This is a genomic window from Syntrophorhabdales bacterium (assembly GCA_035541455.1).
GTDB lineage: Bacteria > Desulfobacterota > Syntrophorhabdia > Syntrophorhabdales > WCHB1-27 > JADGQN01.
The window spans coordinates 19,950-38,109 of record DATKNH010000117.1; the positions used below are offsets into that span (position 1 = coordinate 19,950).

General features: G+C 54.3%; 13 protein-coding genes. 8 read left to right on the forward strand and 5 right to left on the reverse strand.

Features of this window, described 5'->3' with window-relative positions; all coding sequences use genetic code 11:
• Window positions 1-749: 749 nt before the first annotated feature.
• From VMT71_12600 to VMT71_12615, 4 genes are read left to right on the forward strand one after another with little or no spacing between them, the layout of a single operon-like run.
• A complete protein-coding gene (locus tag VMT71_12600; protein ID HVN24806.1) occupies window positions 750-1,973 on the forward strand; it encodes an MdtA/MuxA family multidrug efflux RND transporter periplasmic adaptor subunit in 1,224 nt (407 codons plus the stop codon).
• Window positions 1,970-5,068 (forward strand): multidrug efflux RND transporter permease subunit, encoded by a 3,099-nt coding sequence (locus tag VMT71_12605; GenBank protein ID HVN24807.1) that lies wholly within the window; start codon window positions 1,970-1,972, stop codon window positions 5,066-5,068. The genes VMT71_12600 and VMT71_12605 overlap by 4 nt, the downstream gene beginning before the upstream one ends.
• 41 nt (window positions 5,069-5,109) lie before the next feature.
• A complete protein-coding gene (locus tag VMT71_12610) occupies window positions 5,110-8,226 on the forward strand; it encodes a multidrug efflux RND transporter permease subunit (protein ID HVN24808.1) in 3,117 nt (1,038 codons plus the stop codon).
• 20 nt (window positions 8,227-8,246) lie between these two features.
• A complete protein-coding gene (locus VMT71_12615; GenBank protein ID HVN24809.1) occupies window positions 8,247-9,689 on the forward strand; it encodes an efflux transporter outer membrane subunit in 1,443 nt (480 codons plus the stop codon).
• Window positions 9,690-10,016: 327 nt separating this feature from the next.
• On the opposite strand, the gene VMT71_12620 is transcribed toward VMT71_12615, so the two are convergent.
• Together VMT71_12620 and VMT71_12625 are read right to left on the reverse strand one after the other, a co-directional pair.
• Window positions 10,017-10,631, reverse strand: coding sequence for an isochorismatase family cysteine hydrolase (locus VMT71_12620; GenBank protein ID HVN24810.1), 615 nt, complete (start codon window positions 10,629-10,631; stop codon window positions 10,017-10,019).
• A gap of 301 nt (window positions 10,632-10,932) precedes the next feature.
• Window positions 10,933-11,115 carry a hypothetical protein gene (locus VMT71_12625; protein ID HVN24811.1) on the reverse strand — a complete coding sequence of 61 codons (183 nt, stop codon included), beginning with the start codon at window positions 11,113-11,115 and terminating at the stop codon, window positions 10,933-10,935.
• A 66-nt stretch (window positions 11,116-11,181) separates the two neighbouring features.
• Here VMT71_12625 and VMT71_12630 point away from each other — a divergent pair, with 66 nt between their 5' ends.
• The 4 genes from VMT71_12630 to VMT71_12645 all read left to right on the forward strand — a co-directional run bounded on the left by VMT71_12630 (window position 11,182) and on the right by VMT71_12645 (window position 15,324).
• A complete protein-coding gene (locus VMT71_12630; protein ID HVN24812.1) occupies window positions 11,182-11,448 on the forward strand; it encodes a GIY-YIG nuclease family protein in 267 nt (88 codons plus the stop codon).
• 162 nt (window positions 11,449-11,610) lie between these two features.
• Window positions 11,611-12,804 carry a M24 family metallopeptidase gene (locus VMT71_12635; protein HVN24813.1) on the forward strand — a complete coding sequence of 398 codons (1,194 nt, stop codon included), beginning with the start codon at window positions 11,611-11,613 and terminating at the stop codon, window positions 12,802-12,804.
• 77 nt (window positions 12,805-12,881) lie between these two features.
• Window positions 12,882-14,168 (forward strand): RidA family protein, encoded by a 1,287-nt coding sequence (locus VMT71_12640; protein HVN24814.1) that lies wholly within the window; start codon window positions 12,882-12,884, stop codon window positions 14,166-14,168.
• Window positions 14,169-14,382: 214 nt separating this feature from the next.
• Complete coding sequence (locus VMT71_12645) at window positions 14,383-15,324, forward strand: aldo/keto reductase (GenBank protein HVN24815.1); 942 nt, start codon at window positions 14,383-14,385, stop codon at window positions 15,322-15,324.
• A gap of 166 nt (window positions 15,325-15,490) precedes the next feature.
• Here the strand turns inward: VMT71_12645 and VMT71_12650 are convergent, their stop codons facing one another.
• The 3 genes from VMT71_12650 to VMT71_12660 all read right to left on the reverse strand — a co-directional run.
• The gene (locus tag VMT71_12650; GenBank protein ID HVN24816.1) at window positions 15,491-16,258 is read right to left on the reverse strand and encodes an ABC transporter permease; all 768 of its coding nucleotides are present in this window, start codon (window positions 16,256-16,258) and stop codon (window positions 15,491-15,493) included.
• A gap of 4 nt (window positions 16,259-16,262) precedes the next feature.
• Window positions 16,263-17,084: an ABC transporter ATP-binding protein gene (locus VMT71_12655; GenBank protein HVN24817.1), complete on the reverse strand. Its 822-nt coding sequence runs from the start codon at window positions 17,082-17,084 to the stop codon at window positions 16,263-16,265.
• Window positions 17,085-17,117: 33 nt separating this feature from the next.
• Window positions 17,118-18,160 (reverse strand): ABC transporter substrate-binding protein (locus tag VMT71_12660; protein ID HVN24818.1); only part of this gene is annotated, 1,043 nt, incomplete at its 5' end.

Below are 18,160 nucleotides of genomic sequence, written 5' to 3' on the forward strand. Positions count from 1 at the left end.
TATCGATTTGAAGTCCGTGGCCTTGTCGAATTGCTGACGCCTGTCGACAAATTGTGATCCAAGGGCTCAAAGCCTTTCGTCGTTGTTAGATGAATATTGTATGAATTTAAGGTGTTACGCTTATGGCTACATGGCATGAGTATTGCTTGAGCAGTATCAATCAAGGAGAAAATTAAGCTACGACTGAGGGGGAGCACCCTCTTTCCCCGTGGTCTCCTCCGCCCCCCAGAGCCCCATGGGGCTCTGGGGTCCCCCCTTTTTTTGTGCGGTCAGGGTTCCGGATGTGGGCTCATAACGAGGGACTTTGCGGCGAGCCGCTCGATCTTACCTTCGGCTGTTGTCAAACATTACGGGTTTGTAATTTTCGCGTAATCACCGTGTCAGATCTATAATTTATACTGGCATCATAAAGGGACGGCAGCCGACGATACGGCAGTTGGAGAAGAGAAGAATCGCAGTCTCTTCACGCCGCATAGCAGGTTGACAAGGCGCGCGTTGCTGTATTACGCTACTTAAGTTTGCGTAACCAAAATGTTTTGAGGGGACTGGGCAGGCGACGGAATAGCTGATCAACTGAAAAAAGTTCAAAAGATGAGCCTTGCCTGTCCGAGTAACAAAAATCCGTTGTAACGTTTTTCAAACATCTGACGACTAAATAAAGAGGAGTGAAGCCTGCTTTATGGCTGAGTCTTTGCATGAATTGAGCAAAAGAGACTTCGTGCCCGACACAAGAACCTGAGTAAGCCACTATGCCCGCACAAGAAGCCGAAAGTAACGCACAATCACACTACACAGGCTCGTCTTCGCGGCGCAAACGCTGGTGGATATTCCTTCTGGTAATCTGCCTGCTGGCCGTCGGGGTTTATGCGCTTCTCGTCAAGACGGGGAAAATACCTTTTGGAGGTAGTGCTAATCAGGCTAAGGCCCCTCCTCCCGGCCTTCCCGTCGTGGCGGTCCCGGCAAAGAAGGGCGACTTCAATATTTTTATCACGGGACTTGGCGCGGTTACCCCTGTTTACACGGTGACAGTAAAGAGCCGCGTCGATGGTCAGTTGATGGAGGTGCTCTATCGCGAAGGCCAGATGGTGAAGCAGGGAGACCTTCTTGCCGTTATCGACCCTCGGCCTTTTCAAGTCCAACTCATGCAGGCTGAGGGGCAATTGGCCCGTGATGAGGCACTGCTGAAGAACGCCGTTATTGACGTGGAACGCTACCGTGTGCTCTGGCAGCAGGATTCAGTTCAGAAGCAGCAGCTTGACACGCAGGAGGCGTTGGTCCGCCAATACGAAGGAGTAGTGAAGACGGACCGCGGATTGATCGACAGCGCGAAGCTTCAACTCATCTACTGTCGTATCATGTCGCCGATAAGCGGCAGAGTGGGCCTGAGGCTCGTGGATCCCGGCAATATTGTTCATGCGACCGATCCTAACGGTCTCCTCGTCATCACGCAGCTTCAGCCTATCACAGTGATCTTTCCAATTTCGGAAGATTACCTTCCTCTCGTGGTCCCCAAGCTCAGGGCGGGCAAGGAATTGATTGTCGAGGCCTATGATCGGGAGGACAAGCACAAGCTTGCAGTAGGATCGTTGCTCACCATCGACAACCAGGTGGATCCTACAACGGGCACGGTTAAATTCAGGGCGATTTTCCCGAACAAGGGAGACGAGCTTTTCCCCAATCAGTTTGTCAACGCGCATCTGCTGGTTGACCTCAGAGTTGGGGCCACGATCGTCCAGACTTCCGCAATACAGCGCGGCCCGCGGGGCACTTATGTGTATGTGGTAAACAAGGACAAGACGGTGACGCAGCGCCTGTCCGAGATTGGAGAAACCCAGCGCGGTCAAACCATCATAAAGGCAGGCGTGGAGCCGGGTGAACTGGTCGTTGTCGATGGCGCGGAAAGGCTGCGAGACGGCGCACGGGTGGAGGTGAAGGTCCAGGCGGATGATAGAACGCCTAAAGGCGGCCGATGAACCTTTCACGTATTTTCATTCTGCGGCCGGTCGCAACGACGCTGCTCATGGTAGCGATCATCCTGGCCGGCGCTGTGGCTTACAAACAGCTACCGGTATCTGCTCTTCCACAGGTTGACTACCCAACTATTCAGGTCCGCACATTCTACCCCGGGGGAAGCCCGGATGTTATCGCCTCATCGATAACAGCGCCGCTCGAGCGCCAGTTCGGCATGATGCCGGGTTTGACGCAGATGACGTCCACAAGTTCCAGTGGCGCGTCAATAATTACGCTGCAGTTCACACTGGAACTGAGCCTGGATGTTGCAGAGCAGCAGGTGCAGGCGGCGATCAACGCGTCCTTTACCTACCTGCCGCGCGATCTTCCGATCCCGCCTGTCTACAGTAAAGTAAACCCTGCTGATGCGCCGATTCTTACTCTGGGTTTGACTTCTGATTCGCTGCCCATGCCTCAAGTCGAGGACCTTGCGGACACGCGTTTTGCCCAGAAGATCTCCCAGTTGCCCGGTGTTGGTCTCGTGAGCATCAGCGGCGGGCAAAGGCCGGCGGTGCGTGTTCAGACCAACCCTAAAACACTCGCCGCCTATAATATGACCATGGAGGACCTGAGAGCAGCTATTGTGGCGGCCAATGTCAACCAGGCTAAAGGCAGCTTTGACGGTCAGCGGCAGGCCTATATCATAGGAGCCAACGACCAGCTCTTTTCGGCGAAGGAGTATCGATCCCTGGTAGTCGCCTACCGTAACAACGCGCCCGTCCGGCTGACCGACGTGGCCGAGGCGATTGACGATGCGGAAAATGTGAGGCAGGCTGCCTGGGTCAATAATTCTCCTGCAGTGATCGTCAACATCCAGCGCCAGCCCGGAGCCAACGTCATCGAAGTCGTGGATCGGATCAAGCGCCTGTTGCCGCAACTCCAGAGCTCATTGCCGCCCTCCGTGCACGTAACAGTTCTGACTGACCGGACAACGACGATTCGGGCATCCGTCAGGGATGTACAAATTGAACTGCTGCTGGCCGTAGTGCTGGTCGTGCTGGTCATTTTTCTATTCTTGCGAAATTTCTCGGCAACCACAATCCCGAGCGTGGCGGTTCCTCTATCTCTTGTCGGAACCTTTGGCGCCATGTACCTCCTGGGATTCAGCTTGAACAACCTCTCCCTCATGGCTCTCACGATCTCGACCGGCTTCGTGGTGGATGATGCTATCGTCATGATCGAAAACATATCGCGCTTCATTGAGGCGGGCGATTCGCCCCTGGAAGCCGCTCTCAAGGGATCCAAACAGATCGGCTTCACCATCCTGTCTTTGACCGTCTCTTTGATCGCCGTGCTTATCCCGTTGCTTTTCATGCAGGATGTGGTGGGACGCCTGTTCCGTGAATTCGCTGTTACACTGGGAGTGACTATTCTTATCTCGGCTGCAGTGTCGCTGACCCTGACTCCCATGATGTGCGCGCGGCTGCTCAAGCATATACCTGAGGAGCAACAGGGCAGGTTCTACAGGACCTCGCAACATGTCTTTGACAGAACGATTGCCTACTATGGCCGTACCCTGCGCTGGGTGCTTGCGCGTCAGAAGCCTACGCTCCTTGTTGCAGCGGGTACTCTTGTACTGACGGTGCTGCTCTATATCTTTGTCTCTAAAGGTTTCTTTCCGGTGCAGGATACAGGCCTTATACTGGGCATTTCCGAAGCTCCGCAATCGATATCGTTTGATCTCATGGGGCGTGAGCAGCAGGCGCTTGTACGAGCGATCTTAGAGGATCCTGCGGTTGAGAGCCTTTCTTCGTTTATAGGCATAGACGGCATCAACACGACCCAGAACAGTGGAAGAATCCAGATTAACCTGAAGCCGCTCGAAGAACGCAGGATGAGCGCAAGCGACGTGATCAGGCGCCTCCAGTCACGGGCGGAAAAAGTTGAAGGGATCAAGCTTTTCATGCAGCCTGTACAGGACCTGACGGTTGAAGACCGTGTGAGCCGCACCCAGTTTCAATACTCACTCGAGGACCCCAACATCGATGAGTTGAACAGCTGGGGTCCTAAGTTTGTTGAAGCCCTGAGCAAGAACCCCGAGTTAAGAGATGTCAGCAGCGATCAGCAAGACAAAGGATTGAACCTCGCGGTGACGATAGACCGCGCCACGGCCGCGCGCCTCGGCATCGCTCCCCTTGATATTGACAACGCGCTCTACGATGCTTTCGGACAACGACAGGTTTCTACGATTTTTACGCAGCTGAACCAGTACCGTGTCATCCTCACTGTCAAGCCGGAATTTCAGCAGGGTCCTGCAGCGCTGCAGGGTATATACCTTCGCTCGCAAGGCGGCGGACAGGTGCCGCTGGGTACGATTACTCAGACAACCGAAAAGAACGGACCGCTGGTAGTGACGCGCCAGGGACAGTTTCCGGCACTTACAATTTCGTTCAACCTTGCTCCCGGAGCAGCGCTGGGCGATGCGGTGGACGCGTTTGAAACAACTGCGGAACAGATGAACATGCCGGCCAGCATCCAGGGAAGTTTTCAGGGTACTGCCAAGGCGTTCAGAGCGGCGCTCCGCAATGAGCCTCTTTTAATCTTAGCCGCCCTTGTGACGGTCTATATCGTGCTCGGAATACTCTACGAAAGTTATATCCACCCCATTACCATCTTGTCCACCTTGCCGTCCGCGGGTGTGGGGGCTATACTGGCTCTTCTCACTTGGCGCACAGAGTTGTCTGTCATTGCAGTCATCGGTATCATTCTTCTGATCGGTATTGTGAAAAAGAATGGCATCATGATGGTCGACTTTGCTTTGCAAGCAGAACGCGATGAAGGGAAGAACCCGGAGGAGGCCATATATCAGGCATCCCTGCTCCGTTTTCGTCCCATTATGATGACCACCATGGCTGCCTTGCTCGGGGCGCTGCCCCTTGCCTTGGGCCGGGGCGTGGGTTCTGAGCTTCGCCACCCCCTCGGTATCACGATTGTCGGTGGACTCATCTTCAGCCAGCTCCTCACCCTTTATACAACGCCGGTCATTTACCTTGCCTTTGACCGCCTGGCGAAGCGCATAAGAGGACCGCGCTCGCCTGAGCCGGAGAGCGAGGAGTGATCAATGGACGGCACTGATCACCCGCAGTCCAGAGACGAATCATGAATATTTCGGCCCTGTTCATCAAGAGACCTGTTGCCACAACGCTTCTGACTATCGGACTCTTTCTAGCAGGTGCAGTGGCCTTTGTCCTGCTTCCTGTATCACCGTTGCCTCCTGTAGATTTTCCCACGATCAACGTGCAGGCCAATCTCCCCGGTGCAGACCCCGAGACCATGGCAACATCCGTTGCTGCTCCTCTGGAGCGGCAGCTGGGACACATAGCGGGCGTCGCGGAAATGACCTCTTCGAGCACACGGGGCCAGACCAGCATCACGCTCCAGTTCGACCTGGACAGAAACATCGACGGTGCGGCCCGTGATGTCCAGGCAGCGATTAACGCTGCCCGCGGATTCCTGCCGCCAAACCTTCCGCAAAATCCGCGCTACCGCAAGTTCAATCCTGCCGATGCACCGATACTGATCATTGCACTCACGTCCGATTCGATAGACACGGCACAGATGTACGATGCGGCCACGAGCATCATGGCGCAGAAGCTGTCGCAGGTGCGAGGGGTCGGGCAAGTGTTTGTTTGGGGCAGTTCCCTGCCTGCTGTTCGTGTAGAACTAAACCCGACGGTGCTCAGCAAGTACACGATCGGTCTGGAGGACGTACGTACTGCAATCGCCAGCACCAACGTGCTTCGGCCTAAGGGTCAGGTCTCTGACGGAGTCAGGACATGGGAAATCCAGACCAACGACCAGCTCCGCAAGGCGTACCAGTATCATCCTGTGGTCGTTGCCTTCAGGAACGGGGCAGCAGTAAAGCTCACGGATGTTGGCGACGTGCAGGATTCGGTGGAAGACATTCGCGCCTCGGGGCTTATGAATGGCAAACCCGCGGTAATGGTGGTCATCCTTCGCCAGCCTGCGGCCAACATCATCGACACGGTAGATCGCGTGACCGCCCTGCTCCCTCAACTGGAAGCAGCCATGCCCGGCGGTATAAAGGCGTCGATCGTACAGGACCGGACCCCACCCATTAGAGGGTCCCTGCGTGACGTGGAACGGGCACTCATGATATCGGCATTTCTTGTCATACTGGTCGTCTTCGCATTTTTGCGGAATATCCGGTCAACGGTCATCCCGGGCGTTGCCGTGGTTGTATCTCTTGTGGGAACGTTCGGGGTGATGTATCTCTTCGGCTACAACCTGGATAACCTGTCTCTTATGGCTCTCACGGTCGCTACCGGGTTCGTTGTGGACGACGCCATCGTTGTCCTCGAGAACGTTACGCGTCACATAGAACAGGGGATGAAGCCCAGACAGGCAGCGTTCCTGGGAGCCCGGGAGATAGGTTTCACGGTCCTTTCCATGAGCACTTCCCTGGTTGCCGTCTTCATACCGATTCTCCTCATGGGAGGCATGGTCGGGAGGCTCTTCCGCGAGTTCGCGGTCACGCTCTCTGTGGCAATCGGTCTCTCTCTTGCCATATCCTTATCGACAACACCCATGATGTGTGCACATATTCTCAAAGGTAATGAGAGGCGCCATGGCGCTGTGTATCGGGCTAGCGAGCGAGCGTTCAACTGGATGCATCGCCGCTATGAAATAACACTCGGCTGGGCCTTGCGCCACTCGCGGATCATGCTTGCGCTTATCCTGCTGACTGTAGTGACCAACGGCTTTCTCTTCTGGGTTATCCCCAAAGGTTTTTTCCCGGAACAGGACACAGGCCGCATCGGCGGCAGCATTCAGGCAGACCAGGATATCTCGTTTCAGGCCATGAAGGAGAAGATGGCTACCGCCGTCGACATTCTCATGCGTGATCCGGACGTACAGGACGTGTCTGCTTACACCGGCACAGGCAGCGGTACAAACGTCGCCGGACTCTTTCTTTCCCTGAAACCCTTCGAGAAGCGAAAAGCGACTGTGAGGCAGGTGATTAACAGGATGCGGCCGAAGCTTATGGCGCTCCCGGGTGCGCCGACCGTTCTTCAGCCCGTGCAGGAGCTTCGTATAGGCGGACGGCAGAGTCGCGCACTCTATCAGTACACGCTTATGAGCACCGATCTTGCACAGCTTATGTCCTGGGCTCCGCGTATGACCGCGAAGGTGCGCACCTTGCCCGAGTGTGTTGATGTGAGCAGCGATCAACAGAACAGAGGGCTGGAGGCCAATCTGGTGATTGATCGCCCGACCGCCTCGCGCTTCGGCATTACGCCGCAACTTATCGACAATACGCTCTATGACGCGTTCGGCCAGAATCAGGTCTCCATAACCTACACCCAATTGAACCAGTACCATGTGGTAATGGAAGTTGCACCTCCCTTCTGGCAGAGGCCTGAGACGCTGCGGGACATTTATGTCAGGCCTGCCGGCGGCTCAATGGTGCCCCTTAGCGCATTCACCCACTACGAGCAAAGACCCACCTCGCTCTCTGTCAATCATCAGGGGCAGTTCCCGGCCGTGACTATTTCCTTCAATCTCGGTCCGGGCTATGCCCTCGGGGACGCAGTAAAAGCAATAGAGAAAGCCAAACGGGAGATGGGAATGCCGGATGCGATACGGGGGCAGTTTATGGGCACGGCCCAGGCATATGAGGCTGCCCTGGCGAGTGAACCGCTCCTCATTCTTTTTGCGCTCATAGCGGTCTACATTGTTCTTGGCATCCTTTACGAGAGCTATATCCATCCGATCACAATCTTATCGACGTTGCCCTCCGCCGGCGTGGGTGCCATGCTTGCCCTCCTAGCCTGGCGCACGGAGCTGTCGGTCATCGCGGTGATAGGAATTCTTCTTCTTATCGGCATAGTGAAGAAGAATGGTATTATGATGGTAGACTTTGCCTTGGAGACGGAGCGCAGGGAGAAAGCGAGACCGGAGGAGGCGATCTACAAGGCATGTCTCTTGAGGTTTCGGCCGATCATGATGACCACCATGGCGGCAGCGCTCGGTGCCTTGCCCTTAGCTCTTGGGACAGGGGTTGCCTCGGAACTGCGCCGCCCTCTCGGTATCACCATCGTCGGCGGACTGATTTTCAGCCAGGCTCTCACCCTCTACACAACGCCGGTGATGTATCTCTACCTCGATCGATTCAGACTGTGGTTGAGAGGCAAGCGTAAGGAAGGTCACCCGAGCATGACGAACGGAATAGTAACCGATCCGGAGAGTCTGTAATTTTGGGGAGGAATGTGAGAATGCGTTCGGTATGGTCCAATCTTTTGTTCGTGCCTATCATGGCTGCGGTTTTAAGCAGTTTCAGCGGGTGCTCCGTGGGTCCCGATTACGTCAGGCCAACAGTAGAGACGCCGGCCGCATACAAGGAGAACGAAGGCTGGAAACAGGCTGAGCCCGGTGACCATCTCGTGCGCGGAGCCTGGTGGGAGATATTCGACGATTCCGAATTGAACAGGCTGGAAGAACAGGTCAATGTTTCGAACCAGAACCTGGCTGCTGCAGAAGCACAATTCAGACAGGCCCTTGCGCTTGTCGATGTAGCACGGGCGAGCTACTTCCCGACCGTGACCGCCGGAGGGTCTGCTACTCGTTCTTTGAGATCGGCGAACGCACTAGGAAGTACCACGTCCACCACGGGGCACACGTTCAATGATTACCTGGCGCCGCTCACTGCTTCTTGGGCCGTGGACGTATGGGGCCGCGTTCGCCGCCAGGTCGAATCCAGCGCGGCAAGCGCTCAGGCCAGCGCGGCGACGGTGGAGTCGGTCCGCCTGCTCACGCAGGCCCAGGTTGCGCAGAATTATTTTCTTCTGCGCATGCTGGATGCGCAGAAGAAACTCCTTGATGAAACTATTGTCGCCTATCAAAAAAGTCTCGAGCTGACGCAGAACCGTTATGCGAGCGGCGTCGCGTCGAGGGCTGACGTGCTTCAGGCCGAGGCTCTGCTTAAGTCTACACAGGCCCAGTCAATAGACATAGGAGTGCAGCGAGCACAGCTTGAACACGCTATCGCTGTGCTTCTCGGCAAACCAGCATCCCTTTTCTCTCTTCCGGCCATGCCGCTTACTGCATTGCCGCCGGCAATACCCGTTGGTGTGCCTTCCAAGCTACTCGAACGCAGACCCGACATTGCCACAGCTGAACGGAATATGGCAGCGGCAAATGCGCAGATCGGTGTTGCCAAAGCGGCCTTTTTCCCAACCGTCACGCTGAACGGATCGGTCGGTTATGAAAGCACTGACACATCAAATTGGCTGACGTGGCCAAGCCGCTTCTGGTCGCTCGGAGCAGGGGTGTCGGAAGTGGTTTTTGAAGGCGGCCTGAGGAGGGCGCAGACCAAAGCCGCGCGAGCGGCGTACGAGGCGACGGTTGCATCCTATCGGCAGACTGTCCTGACCGCATTTCAACAGGTGGAAGACAATCTTGCGGCGCTGCGTATCCTGGAGGGAGAAGCCCAGGTGCAGAGGGGAGCATTGCTGGCAGCCAGGCAATCAGTGACTGTCGCGCTCAACCAGTACAAAGCGGGAACGGTTAACTACCTCAGTGTAATCGTGCTCCAGGCAGCAGCACAGAACAGCGAGATAACAGCCATAACGATCCAGGGCCGCCGTATGGCTGCTGCGGTGAACCTCGTCCAGGCCCTCGGCGGAGGCTGGAACGCATCGGAACTCGCCGAGAAATGACAGATCGTCGCACGAGCGTGCGACTAAGAAGACCGCTCATTTCATTCGCCAGGACGACAGCGCTGCGGGCTATGACGATCGCTTCGCCACGGAAAACATAGAGGGAAGAGGGAAACCGCTTCGCTAGGAAGATCGTCACGCTTCTCGCGTGACCAGGAAGCATTTAATCCTAAAAACTTTTGGCTCTTTTATTGGATGCATTTTTTCCGTCGTCCATCTTCTCTTTTTTCATCTTTCTTTACCCCCATCTTCCTAGCGAGCGTAGTGAGCGATCTTCCCCCCTTCGGGGACTTCGCATCTTCCGAGCGAAGCGGTCTGCTTCATTGGTCAGATGATATTGGTCGACTTCTCCACTACAAGAATCTTAGCCATGTTCTCCAAAGAGCGCTCGTGTGCAGTTTTATCTGCTGACGATACACAGTCGGAAACGACCACCGGATAAAATCCCCTGTTGGATGCATCCCGCGCCGAGGACTCGATGCCGATTTCAGTTGCTATGCCGGTGAATATCAACGTTGTGACGCCTCTGTTACGCATCATGTATTCGAAATTGGTCCCGATGAAGATGCTTGCGGTGTGCTTGTCCAGCACAATGTCATCAGGCTCAGGCCTGACTGCCTCCAGTATTTCCCGATCTCTGGACCCTATGGCCATGAACGGGGGCAGCTTGCCGATATCATCAACATTGAAGCGTTTCATCATCGAATAGTAACGCCAGGAGGAATCAAAGCCCCTGGGAGAAGGCGTTATCTTTGTATAGACAACCGGCATCCTCTTTCGCAATTCCTGAATCAGATTCTTCAGGTTGGCTGTAAATTCATCCTTATTGAATATCTTATCCACCAGCCCGTTCTGGACATCCCATACGACGAGGCATGAATGCTGTGGCTGAATCATCTCTCGGATATTCTCATAGACCGGAACACCATACGCATCCTTCATATGAACCTCCTCTTTCACGTTTTAGAAACGTGCCTAATTGTACCACCAGCCGGTCGAACGTCAAGCTGAAAGCGTCGCTTGAGCATTGCCTCTTTGCATAACGCCCTGCAGTGTGTTACATGAGAACGGGGCCGGGAAGGTAACTGAGCATCAGAAGCTCATGAGATTGGTGACTGGAAGGCGAGTATGAATGCCACCTTATGTAATACAAAAGTGTCTTATATATACAAAAAAGTTGAGATTAAAACTACATTGATGAGCTAAATGTTACATGAAATGCCGGAGGCTTGGACGCGCTCATTCACTTCTTGATATACGCGTTAAGGCCCACAATAAGCGGCTTCCCATCCACTTCGGCACTTGTGACAGTGTTCCCGTGGGTACTGGCCACTACAAGAGTCTTGCCGGATGCGGAAGGCGTCGGTTTGTCGAGGTCGATTTCAATGAAGAGCTTGTTATCCTTGATCTCTACTTTCATGGCCATGGTTGATTCTCCTCTCTGTTTGTTGAGAATCACTTTACCTGCACGATTAAAAGGTGTCAATCAAAAATGAAAAACCGGGTGCCCACCTATGTCTATATCGTGGAGTGTTCCGATAAGACTCTATATACCGGATCTACCGGCGATATAGAAAAGCGCATCAGGGAACATAACAGCAGCAGAGGGGGCGCTAAATACACTCGAAGCCGCAGGCCGGTGAGGCTCGTTTATGTTGAGGCCTGTGCCACGCTCTCAATAGCGTTAAGAAGAGAAGCGGAGATAAAGAAATTGTCCAGGCCGCAAAAATTGTTACTCTCAAAAGAGACAGGGAGATAGAGCAAAACTGTTTCTCTACCGTCTTGTTTGCTTGACAACATACAAGATACTGGTATGATGATGTGTTCGGTTTAAAAGGCCGCAAGGCACCGGAACCAAACTGCAGTTTTGCGGAAGGTGGAGCGGCGGCTGCGAAGGTAAGAATGAACGAGGAGGAGAGGAATGGCGGATGATCCAAGAGAAGCCTTAACTTTGGGCGTATCAGACAGGGAACTCGAGCGGCGATGGGCCGCAGTGCGCACCGCGATGAAAGAGAAGTCGCTGGACGTCCTTGTGATGCAGGATACGAACGAATGGCTCGGTGGCTATGTGAAGTGGTTTACCGACGTGGCTGCGCGGAACGGCTACCCCATGACTGTTGTTTTTCCGGTGGATGATCTGATGACCACCATCACCAGCGGCGGCAGGCCCCCTGGAGATATGGGTCCCCCGGCATGGCAGTTTCGCGGCGTGAAAGCCAGGTTGAGTGCGCCTTACTTCCCGAGCATCAATTACAGCACCACCTACGATGCAGACCTCGTTATCGAGACGCTCAAAAAGGACAAGAAGCGTAAGATAGGTATGATCGGCGAGGGCAGAATATCCTACGCCTTCTACGAATATCTGATGAAGCGCATGCCGGAAGCAACGTTCGTCAATGCAACGGACATGGTGGATGAGATCAAAGCTGTCAAGAGCTCCGAGGAGATAGACCTCATCAAAAAAACTTGCGCGCTGCAGGATGAAGTCATGACCTATGCGAAAACAATAATCAAACCCGGGCGCAAGGTCTTCGAGATAGTTGCGGACGTCATTCATAAAGCAACACTTCTCGGAAGCGAGGAACAGCTTGTTCTTGCGGGCTCCGGTCCGCTCGGGCGTCCTCCAACGTACCAGAAGCGACAGCACCAGAACAGAACCCTGAAAGAGAATGAGGCGTTCAGTCTTTTGATCGAGGTGAACGGGCCGGGCGGCATGTATGCAGAACTTGGCCGCGCTTTTTTTACAGGCAATGTACCTGCAGAGCTCTCCGAGGCGTACAGACTTTGTTGCGAGGCCCAGCAGGTTTCACTGAAGCTGCTCAAGCCGGGCGCTGACACAAAGACAATCTGGGATGCGAATAATGAGTTTCTGGTGCGTCACGGCAAGACACAGGAGACGCGTCTCTACGCCCACGGCCAGGGATATGATCTGGTGGAGCGGCCCGCAATCAGGGACGATGAGCCGATGAAGCTCAAAGCAGGCATGAATATCGTCGTGCATCCTGCTATCGGCTCCGACAGGCTCTGGGTCTCGGTTTGCGATAATTACCTGGTTACAGAGAATGGAGCGAGCCCCTGTCTCCACAAGTTTCCGCAGGAGGTCTCCTCGGTGTAAGCAGCACCATGTGGGGCGCTAGTTCGCAGGAAGATGAGTAACGAAAAGATAAGACGAAAAGGGAGGAGGGCAAGACTATGAACTGGGACGTCAAATACTATCCTGAATTCTGGGAAGGGAAAAAACTGGCCTACCCGCACGTGCCAAAGGAACATCCCAAATTTGCCCGCAGCATAGTAGTGGGAAACCTTATCTTCGTCTCGGGCTGTACCGGGCAGGACACCATAGAGGGCAAACCGACATCGGAACAATTTGTGGATCAAATGAACATGGCTCTCTACAAGGTGAAACTTGCCATGGAGGAAGCCGGAAGCTCGATGGACAATATTGTGAAAACCCTTATGCTCGTGAAACGGCAGACTGACTATAAAGCCATGCGCACGACAGAGGTGGACTACTACCTGAAGAATGCGTCTCACCTTGTGGAGAATCCGCCGGCAAGCACGTTCATCGCACCCCTTTCCCTGGCACGCCCCAAGTTCCTGCTCGAGATGGACGTAATCGGCGTCCTCGACAGAAATGCGCCTGACTGGAAAGTTACGTATTACAGCGAGGCCTGGGGTGGCAAGAAACTGGCCTACCCGCACGTGCCAAAGGAGCATCCCAAATTTGCTCGAACCGAAGTGGTTGGCAATCTCGTCATCATCTCGGGCTGCGAGGCCCTTAATCACGATACCGTGAAAACCGAAACCATGGATTTCAAAGAGCAGACATTGATAGTGCTGGAGAAGATCAAAGCGGGCATGGAGGAAACCGGCGGGTCACTGGAGAATCTGGTAAAGACCTACGTGCTGCTGAAAGATGTCCGGAACTATGCGCTCTATCGGGAAGTGGAGCGGGAGTTCTTCCGCAAGCATGCACCGGCCCTGACAAAGAATCCCCCTGCCAGCACTGTCATCAACGCGAGCAGTCTGGCGCTTCCGGAATTTCTGGTGGAGGTGGAAGGCTTTGGCATTGTTGATAAGAAGGCGCCAGGTTGGGGAACGGAATATTTCGGGAGCAACAAGGAAGCCTCGAACAGCGCTACAGCGGGTAAGCTTCTTTTTCTATCTGGTTGTGACGGGTCAAACCCGCAAACGGGAAAGATGGAGACGACTGTCTTCGAAGAGCAGGTAAGCAGAGCCTTTGACAAGGTTAAGGCGGCGCTGGAACAGGCGGGCAGCTCCATGAATAAGATGGTCAAGACGTTTATGCTTCTCAGCAATCTTGACAACTATCCCAGAATGCGTAAGGCAGAGGTTGAGTACTATGAGAAGCACGCGCCATATCTCGTTGAGAAACCTCCGGTGAGTACCTTTATGACACTGAACAGTCTCAAACATCCGGACGCTCTCTTCGAGGTAGATGTTACTGCAATGATCTGAACTAGACCGCTTCGCTGGGAAGATGCGAAGTCCCCGAAGGGGGGAAGATCGCCCTTCGGGCTTGGAAGAGGGAAGATAGAATACCAAATAACAGTCGATGCAAGGAGCACTTTAGCTAAAGAAGGGAACTAAGCTATAGCTTTTTCGCGCTGGCGGCTCCGGCGAAAAACGAAATAAGAATTAAAAAGATGACGGAAGAAGAAGGGGAGACGTGATGGAATACCGCAATCTTGGTAAATCTGGGCTCAAAGTATCCGTCCTCGGACTGGGAGCGAACAACTTTGGATGGTGGCTCGACGAACAGCGTTCAACCGTTGTCTTAAACCACGCTTTGGACTTGGGGATCAATTATCTCGATACTGCGGATTGGTACGACATGGGAAAGTCCGAGGCGTATATCGGCCGGACACTGAAGGGACGACGAAGCGAGGTGATAATTGCCACCAAATATGGCCAGCCCATGGGCGAAGGACCCAATGATCGCGGTGGCTCGCGCTGGTACATCATGAGGGCGGTGGAGGCGAGCCTGAAAAGACTGCAGACGGATTATATCGACCTGTATCAGATGCACTGGCCTGATCCGACGACACCGATTGAGGAGACGCTCCGCACCCTAGACGACATAGTGAAGTCGGGCAAGGTGCGCTATATAGGCTGCTCCAATTTTGATGGATGGCAGCTTTCAGAGGCGATGTGGACGTCGCATGCCAACAACCTGAACAGCTTTATTACGGTTCAACCGAGATACAATCTTTTCGAACGGCAGATTGAGCGGGAACTGGTGCCCTGCTGCAAAGCACACGGCGTGGGCATCATCCCCTGGGGGCCTCTGGCCGGAGGATTTCTGACAGGAAAATACAAGCGTGACGAAAAGCCAAAAGCTCCTGCCGAAGGGGAACCTGAACTGAAGGCATACAGCGAGCTGTACCACGGTGTCATAACAGATACGAATTGGGACAGGCTTGAAAAACTGCAGGCGTTTTCGAAGGCGCGGGGCCACACGGTCAGTGAACTGGCTATCGCGTGGTTGCTCGCACACCCGTGGGTGCCGTCAGTGATTGCGGGCGCAACAAGAACCGAGCAGCTGGATATGAACTTGAAAGGCGCTAACTGGAAATTGATTGCGGAAGACGTAGCTGAGATAGAAAAGATATAGACAACCGATTCGGCTTCAAGCGTATTCTCACGCGTGCCCGCAAGAATTTCAAATATCAAATGTTCCAAACCAGGGGCCGCAGTTCAGTTCGGTTTGGATTTCGGTGATTTGGTATTGTTTAGATATTGGAAATTAGGATTTAGAATTTTCTCGCCGCTGTATCTCGCTAGCCGTGACGGTTTTCTTTGACCCATGGCATCAGGAGTCGTTCGGCAAGGGCCACTGCCCCGAAGAGAAGAATACCCAGTACGCTCAGCGCAACCAGCGATGCCCACGCCAGCGGGCTGTTTATCTGGGAGTTTGCTACCATGAGCAGATTCCCGAGGCCCTCGGTAGATCCCACGAATTCCCCTATGACGCCTCCTATCACGGCCAGCGTCACAGCGACTTTGGCGCCTGAAAATACGAAAGGCAGCGCAGCGGGAAACTGGATCTTCATGAAGATCTGAAGTCTTGATGCGCGAAGAGCGCGGGCGAGATCGAGCAATTCTTCCGGTGTCGACCGTAACCCTGCAGCCGTGTCCACAACGACCGGGAAGAACGCAACCAGGAAGGCAACTGCCAGTTTCGACTCTAACCCTGTTCCGAGCCAGACAAGTATGATGGGTGCCACAGCGACCTTGGGTATAGACTGGGTGGCGACGATAAGCGGATAGAAGGTGAGGTTCAGAATCTGAGAGCTTGTCAGCGCCACGGCGATTGGAATCCCGAGCGCCATGGCAAGCAGAAAACCGTAAAGACATTCCTTGAAGGTAACCCAGCCCTCCGACAATAGCAGTTTATACTGGTTTACCATTGAATGAACCACGAGAGACGGCCCCGGCAGCACCACTGTAGAAACTGAGAACTGCGTTACGTACAACTGCCAGATTCCTACTACCAGGACGATGCCCGCGGCGGGGAAGAAAATCCTCGAAAGATGCTGACTGTTCATCGCGTCAGTCTCCGCGGACCAAACATGCGCCGTCCGTAACACCAAGAGCCACGGATGCGCTCATCTGGAACTCGCAAAATTTCGGCGTGTACCGTACTTCCGACGAACGAGGGTAGGGGAAATCCACCCGCATGTGAACCGCTATTTTGGCCGGGCGGGGCGTGAAGACAAGGACCTGGTCGGAAAGGTAGACGGCCTCTGTGATGCTGTGTGTCACGAACACGATGGTTACGTTGGTGACTTTCCGTATGTTCAGGAGCAGGTCATTCATCCCCATCCGGGTGAGCTCGTCGAGCGCGCCGAAAGGTTCATCCATGAGCAAGAACGAAGGCTTGTGGATCACAGCCCTGCAGAGAGAAACGCGTTGCTGCATGCCGCCGGATAACTGGTTCGGCCAGTTCTTCTCGAAGCCGCCCAGGCCCACGAGTTCAAGCAGTTCCATTGCCCTGCGCCGCGCATCCGGACCATTCTTCTTCAGTATTTCCATGGGGAAGAGGACATTGTCGAGCACCGTTCGCCATGGCATGAGATTGGGTGTCTGAAAGACGAAGCCGAAATCGGGCTGTGGACCGACCACGTCTTCTCCGCGGACCTGCACCGTGCCCTCCGTGGCATCAGTGAGTCCGGCGAATATCCGGAGCAGGGTGGTCTTTCCGCATCCGCTGGGGCCGAGAAAAGAGACGAGCTCGCCTTGCTCTATCTCACACGATATGCCGTCGATAACAACCAGAGGTTCTTTGTTGTCGCGCCTCTGGAAGACCTTGCGAACGTTCTGTGCGCGGCCAAAGGGCGCGCCACTTTTTGTTCCACCGCCGTTTCCCGACATGACGAGCTTTCCTGATCAGCCCCTCAGCAGCTCCTACGGAAGAATAGGCGGCTCTGGCAGAAAGCCGGTCGCGTAAAGGTCTTCCACCTTCGGATGAGTACCCGCTACATCCAGATTCGTAAGCACGAAATCAAGGCTTGTTTTCATTTTGGCCGGAGAGAACCAGCCGAGGCCGTTCTTCTGCGTATCGGGTACAACGGCCAGATCCTTCAGGATAGCAAGCTCAGCTATAATCGCATTGCGGTCGAGCCCTTTGGCATATTTCATCTGGCGGTCAGCGGCCTCGGACGGATTGGCCAGAGCATCCTTCCAGCCTCGCAAGCTGGCCTTGACAAAGCCTTTCATGATCTGAGGATTTTTCTTGAGATACTCTTCTTTTGCGCCAATGCCGTTCGAATAGAGAACCAGGCCGTGATCAGCCAGGAGAAAGGTCTTGACCGTTGCGCCTTTGACCTCGCGCTCCAGTCCAGGCTTGGACATGACAAAAAACTCGATCGATTTGAGCTGACCGCTGAGAAGCATGGTCGCTTTGGCAGCAGGCGCCACATTGACCACCTTCAGTGTGGAGGGATCGACACCATTCATCTTCATGAAACCTTTGATGATGTTGGGGACAAAACTGCCGGCGCTGCTACCCATCTCCAGGCCTTTCAGATCAGTGACCTTCGTCACATTTGCTCCAGGGTCAAGGGAGAACACAGCATAAGGAGATTTCTGATAATTAACCGCGACCATCTTGATGGTTGCGCCTGCTGCGCGGCCGAGCACGAGTCCCGGCACATCGATGAGTCCGATCTCAGCTAAACCGGATTCAACAGACTGCATCACCTGCGCTGTCCCCTGACTCGGTATGATCTTTACGTTCAGCCCTTCTTCCTTGTAGTAGCCCTTGTCCAGTGCGACGTACCACGGCGCATGACGTCCCAGGACGATGAAATCAAGTGAGAACGTGATATCGACGGGACCGGCCGCAAGTGCCGCAGTTTCTCCGAGAAATCCTGCTGCCATAAAAAGAAAAGCTACAAGCGCCAACAGGTAACGAACTTTTCCGTGCATACGTTCCCCCTTCTCGTTAT